A 5,591-nucleotide genomic window follows, 5' to 3' on the forward strand; every position below is an offset into this window, starting at 1 on the left:
CCCCCACCCCGGACTGGAACCCCCGGCCCGGATCGGTCGCGGCGGTCGGGGACTCGATCACCCGGGGCTTCGACGCGTGTTCGGTGCTGGCCGACTGCCCCGAGGTGTCGTGGGCGACCGGTTCGGACGACGCGGTGCGCAGTCTCGCGGTGCGGCTGCTGGGCCCGTCGAAGGCCGCGGACCGCAGCTGGAACCACGCGGTGTCGGGGTCCCGGATGGTGCAGTTGCCCGAGCAGATGGCGCTGGCGGCGAAGGAGCGGCCGGAGCTGGTGACGGTGATGACGGGCGCGAACGACGCGTGCCGGGACTCGGTGCGGCTGATGACGCCGGTCGAGGACTTCCGGGCCTCGTTCGAGGCGTCGATGCGGCAGCTGCGGGCCGGGGCCCCGAAGGCGCAGGTGTACGTCGCCAGCGTGCCGGACCTGAAGCGGCTCTGGTCGACGGGGCGGGTGAACGAGCTGGGCAAGAAGATCTGGCAGCTCGGGATCTGTCAGTCGATGCTGGCCGGCGCCGACGATCTGGGCCCGGCGGCCGTGGCCCGGCGGGACGCGGTGCGGGAGCGGGTGGTCGCGTACAACGGGGTGCTGCGGGACGTGTGCGCGAAGGACCGGTACTGCCGGTACGACGGCGGCGCGGTGTTCGACTTCCGCTTCACCGGGACGCAGCTCAGCACGTGGGACTGGTTCCACCCGAGCCGCGACGGCCAGGCCCGGCTGGCGGAGATCGCCTACCGCAACATCACGGCCCCCCAGCCGCCCGCGTAGGGTCGACGACCATGACGACCAGCGCGGACACGGCCACGTACACGGAAGACTTCGGCGCTCTCGCGGACGGGTCGCCGGTCCGCCGGTGGACGCTGGAGCGGGACGGGGTCCGGGTGCGGGTCCTGACCTACGGCGCGATCGTGCAGTCGGTCCGGGCGCCGGGCCGGGACGGCTCCCGGGCCCCGGTGGCGCTCGGGCTGCCGGACGTCGCGGGCTACGAGAAGTTCCCGGCGCCCTACTTCGGCGCGGTGGTCGGGCGGTACGCGAACCGGATCGGGGGCGCTTCGTTCGTCCTGGACGGGCGCACGCACCGCCTGACGCCCAACGAGGGCGGCATCCATCTGCACGGCGGGGTCAGGGGCTTCGACAAGCGGGTGTGGGACGCGGTGGCGGTCCCTGACGGGGTGCGGCTGTCCCTGGTCTCGGCGGACGGGGACGAGGGGTATCCGGGGCGGCTCGACTTCTCGGTGACGTACACCCTGGGGCCCGGCGGGGCGCTGCGTCTCGACTACCGGGCGGTGACCGACGCCCCGACCGTGCTGAACCCGACGAGCCATCTGTACTGGAACCTGGCGGGCGCGGACAGCGGGAGCGCGCTCGGGCAGCAACTGCGGATCGCGGCGGGACGGGTGACCCCGGTGGACGCGGCGTCGGTGCCGACGGGTGAGCTGGCGCCGGTGGCCGGGACCCGGTTCGACTTCCGGGGGATGCGGGCGGTGGGCGCGGGCTACGACCAGAACTTCGTGCTGGAGGAGGCCGCCGAGGAGGGGGACGGGGTCGCCGCCGAGCTGTACGACGCGGCGTCCGGGCGGGTGTTGACGGTGCGGACGACCGAGCCGGGCCTCCAGCTGTACACGGCCGACCACTTCGACGGGCGGCCGTTCGGGCCCTGTGCCGGGATCGCGCTGGAGACCCAGCACTTCCCGGACTCGCCGAACCGGCCGGAGTTCCCTTCCACGGTGCTCCGGCCGGGCGAGGAGTTCGTCTCGCGCACCGAGTACGCGTTCTCGGTGCGCTGAGACCTCCTCCTTCGGCGTTCCGCCCAGCCTTCTCCGGCGCTCCGCTCAGCGGGCCAGGCCCAGGGTGACACCGAGGCCGACCAGGACCGAGCCGATCGAGCGGTTCAGCGCCTTCTGGCGGCGCAGCATCGCACCGCGCAGCCTGGAGTGCGAGAAGAACAGCGCGACGAGGGCGAACCAGCCGAGGTGGGCGGCCGACATGAACAGGCCGTAACCCGCCTGCTGCCACAGGGCCGTGTCGGGCCCGACGACCTGGGTGAAGGTCGCGACGACGAACAGGGTCGTCTTCGGGTTGAGGGCGTTGGTCAGGAAGCCGCTGCGCAGCGCCCCGAACGGGGAGAGCCCCGGCCGGTCCGTCAGGTCGACGTCGAGGTCGGCGCGGGCCAGGAAGGTGCGCACCCCGATGTAGATGAGATAGGCGGCGCCCGCGAGCTTGACCGCCGTGAACAGGGCGGTCGAGGAGGCGATGAGCAGCCCGACGCCGAGCATCGTGTACGTGACGTGGACCAGGACGCCCGCCGCGACGCCGGTGGCCGCGAGGACGCCGGTGGTGCGCCCGTACAGATAGCTGTTGCGCACGACCATGGCGAAGTCGGCGCCCGGCGAGATGACCGCGAGGACGGTGATGGCGGCGACCGCCAGCAGTTCGGTCACGCGGACCACGCCCGGGGGGCCGGTGCGTCACCGCTGTCGGCGGTTCCGGGCCGGGGGCTCGGGCCGGACGCCGCGTCCGGGTCCACCAGGTCGCGGGCGAGGAGGGTGGCCCCGGCGACGGCTCCCGGCATCAGGAACACCGCGACGACCGGGACGAGGAAGGCCAGGGTCAGCGGGACGCCGAAGCCGAGCACCAGCATCCGGCGGCCGCGGAGCAGGACGAGGCGGTCCTTGAGGACCATGCCCCGGCGCTGGAGGGCGACGGCGGTCAGCTCCTCGGCCAGGAAGTAGCCGGAGACGCAGAAGCCGATCGCGGGGACCACGGTCTGCCCGATGACGGGGATGAAACCGCAGGCGAAGAGGATGATCCCGTACAGGGCGACGCGCAGCAGGACGCGCACGGAGTCGCGGGCGGAGATCCACAGTTCCCGCCAGAGCGGCAGCCCGGACTCGGGGACGTCGCCGCCCTCGCTGCGGTCGACCTCCTCGGAGAGCGACTCGTAGAAGGGCTGGCCGACCAGGAGGGTGACCGCTGTGAAGGTGATGACCGCGAGGAACAGGCCGAAGACGAAGACGAGAGCGGTCAGCCCGGTGCGCAGGAGTCCCTGCCAGGGCGAGGACCAGTCGTCGGCGAACGGGGTCGCCCAGCCGACGAGGTCGTCGGCTCCGTAGCCGAGTCCGATCAGAGCTCCGGCATAGATGACGAGGGTGACGAGTCCGGGCCGCAGCCCGAATCCGAACCAGCGTCCGTGTTGGGCAACCCAGCGTTGCCCTTTCATCAAGTAGCCGAAACCCGCCCCGAGATCACTCATGGGCGTCAGCGTACTGGCGGGTGGAAAGCGGTGAGGACCGCACCCCGGTAGGGGGTGCGGTCCTCACGCGGCGCTGCCTGGACGGCAGCGGCGCTGTGGTCAGGCGACCGAGAGCGCGACGTTGATGTTGCCGCGGGTGGCGTTCGAGTACGGGCAGACCTGGTGGGCCTTCTCGATGAGCGCCTGCGCGGTGGCGGCGTCGACGTTCGGGATGGAGGCGCTGATCGCGACCTCCAGGCCGAAGCCACCGGCCTCGGTCTTGCCGATGGAGACCGAGGCGGTCACGGTCGAGCCGGAGATGTCGGCCTTCTCCTGGCGGGCGACGACGCCCAGCGCGCCCTGGAAGCAGGCGCTGTAGCCGGCCGCGAAGAGCTGCTCGGGGTTGGTGCCCGCGCCGCTGCCGCCCATGGCCTTCGGCGGGTTGACGACGACGTCGAGCTGACTGTCGTCGGAGGAGACCCGTCCGTCGCGGCCGTTCTCGGCGGTGGCGACGGCGGTGTAGGCGACATCGATCTTCTGGATGGTCATGGTGTGAGGATTCCTCCTGTTGGTGCGCCGCGACTCGCGCCCACGGATCGCGACGGCCTGCGGACGAGCCTAACGCGTGGGAGCTGTCGGCCGGGAGCGGGTCAGACCAGGGAGACGATCATCTTCCCGGTGTTCTCGCCGCGCAGCAGCCCGACGAACGCGTCGTAGCCGTGCTCGATGCCCTCGACGGTCGTCTCCCGGTACTTCAGCTCGCCCGAGGCCAGCCAGCCGGCGACCTCCCGGACGAACTGGGGCTGGAGGTCGGCGTGGTCCCCGACGAGCACGCCCTGGAGGCGCAGCCGCTTGCCGATGATCAGCGCCATGTTGCTCGGGCCGGGCGTCGGCTCGGTCGCGTTGTACTGGGCGATCATGCCGCAGATGGTGGCGCGGCCGTGCACGTTGAGCGAGGAGATCGCGGCTTCCAGGTGCTCGCCGCCGACGTTGTCGAAGTAGACGTCGATGCCGTCGGGGGCGGCTTCCTTGAGCTGGTCGCGGACGGGCCCGTTCTTGTAGTTGAACGCGGCGTCGAAGCCGTACTCCTCGGTGAGGAGCTTGACCTTCTCGTCGGAGCCGGCGGAGCCGATGACCCGGGAGGCGCCCTTGAGCTTCGCCATCTGGCCGACCTGGCTGCCGACGGCGCCGGCCGCGCCGGAGACGAAGACCGCGTCGCCCTCCTTGAAGGAGGCGACGTCGAACAGGCCCGCGTAGGCGGTCAGTCCGGTCATGCCGAGCACGCCGAGGTAGGCGGAGAGCGGGGCGAGGCCGGGGTCGACCTTGACCGCGTGCTTCGCGGGCACGTCGGCGATCTCGCGCCAGCCGAGGCCGTGCAGGACGTGGTCGCCGACGGCGAAGCCCTCGGCGTTCGAGGCGATGACCTCGCCGACCGCGCCGCCGTCCATGGGGTGGTCGAGCTTGAAGGGCGGGGTGTAGGACTTCACGTCGTTCATCCGGCCGCGCATGTACGGGTCGACCGAGAAGTACTTGTTGCGGACGAGGACACGACCCTCGGCCGGAGCGGCGACCTCGGCCTCGCGCAGCGCGAAGTCCTCGGCCTCGGGCCAGCCGTGCGGGCGGGCGACCAGGTGCCATTCACGGCTGGACGTGGGCAGTGCTGCAGACATGGGCTCGGGTTCTCCTCAATGTCATACGAGGGGGTGTGCTTCCGCGCCCGATGGCGCGAAAAGCTTCATGACATGAAACAACCATGCTCCTGAATATTTCATGATGTCAAGTAAATCGGTACGCTGTGACCCATGGCCACTCGCACAGACCCCCTGACCCTCGAGGTCGTCGAACTCATCGGCGCCGTCGTGGCGCGCTACCACGAGGAGTACGACAGGGCCGCCGCCGAGCACTCCCTCACCGGGGCACAGGCGCGGGTGCTCGGGCTCCTCTCGCTGGAGCCCCTGCCGATGCGGAAGATCGCCCTCAGCCTGAAGTGCGAGCCGTCCAACGTCACCGGGATCATCGACCGGCTGGAGACCCGGGAGCTGGTGGAGCGCAGGCCCGATCCCGCCGACCGGCGGATCAAGCTGGCCGCCGCGACGGAGAAGGGCAGGCGCACGGCCCGTGAGCTGCGGGACGCACTGGACTTCGCCCGGGAGCCGCTGGCCGGTCTGTCCGACGCCGAGCGCACGGTCCTGCGGAACCTGCTGCGCCGGATGCTCGGCGAGGACGCCCTGTAGGCATCGCGCCTACGCGCACCACCACAGGAAGCGGGTGCAGGTCGGGGACGGCGTCGGAGCGGGTGCCGGTTCCGCCGGGGGCGGCGGGGGTGCGGGCGCGGTCGTCGGCTCCCGCGGGCCGTCCGGTTC

At 71.7% G+C, this 5,591-nt stretch carries 7 protein-coding genes; 3 read left to right on the forward strand and 4 right to left on the reverse strand.

The features are described from left to right. Positions 1 to 764: SGNH/GDSL hydrolase family protein (locus HET64_RS35965; RefSeq protein ID WP_215111439.1), on the forward strand; the 764-nt coding region annotated here is incomplete at its 5' end. A gap of 11 nt (positions 765 to 775) precedes the next feature. Beyond that, entirely contained in the window at positions 776 to 1,783 is a 1,008-nt protein-coding gene (locus tag HET64_RS35970; protein ID WP_215111440.1) for an aldose epimerase family protein, read from the forward strand. A gap of 45 nt (positions 1,784 to 1,828) precedes the next feature. Here HET64_RS35970 and HET64_RS35975 read toward each other — a convergent pair whose 3' ends face one another. The 4 genes from HET64_RS35975 to HET64_RS35990 all read right to left on the reverse strand — a co-directional run bounded on the left by HET64_RS35975 (position 1,829) and on the right by HET64_RS35990 (position 4,898). Beyond that, complete coding sequence (locus tag HET64_RS35975; protein WP_073742187.1) at positions 1,829 to 2,437, reverse strand: LysE family translocator; 609 nt, start codon at positions 2,435 to 2,437, stop codon at positions 1,829 to 1,831. Next, positions 2,434 to 3,249: an EI24 domain-containing protein gene (locus HET64_RS35980; RefSeq protein WP_215111441.1), complete on the reverse strand. Its 816-nt coding sequence runs from the start codon at positions 3,247 to 3,249 to the stop codon at positions 2,434 to 2,436. The genes HET64_RS35975 and HET64_RS35980 overlap by 4 nt, the downstream gene beginning before the upstream one ends. Positions 3,250 to 3,348: 99 nt before the next feature. After that, positions 3,349 to 3,777: an organic hydroperoxide resistance protein gene (locus HET64_RS35985; protein ID WP_215111442.1), complete on the reverse strand. Its 429-nt coding sequence runs from the start codon at positions 3,775 to 3,777 to the stop codon at positions 3,349 to 3,351. Between the two features lie 101 nt (positions 3,778 to 3,878). Then, positions 3,879 to 4,898, reverse strand: a complete 1,020-nt coding sequence (locus HET64_RS35990) for an NADP-dependent oxidoreductase (protein WP_215111443.1) — start codon at positions 4,896 to 4,898, stop codon at positions 3,879 to 3,881. A gap of 132 nt (positions 4,899 to 5,030) precedes the next feature. Between HET64_RS35990 and HET64_RS35995 the strand changes: the two genes are divergently transcribed. After that, positions 5,031 to 5,462, forward strand: coding sequence for a MarR family winged helix-turn-helix transcriptional regulator (locus HET64_RS35995; RefSeq protein ID WP_215111444.1), 432 nt, complete (start codon positions 5,031 to 5,033; stop codon positions 5,460 to 5,462). The last annotated feature ends 129 nt before the right edge of the window (positions 5,463 to 5,591 follow it).

Origin of the sequence: Streptomyces sp. McG3 (genome assembly GCF_018619185.1) — a bacterium.
In the GTDB taxonomy this organism is placed as follows: Bacteria; Actinomycetota; Actinomycetes; order Streptomycetales; family Streptomycetaceae; genus Streptomyces.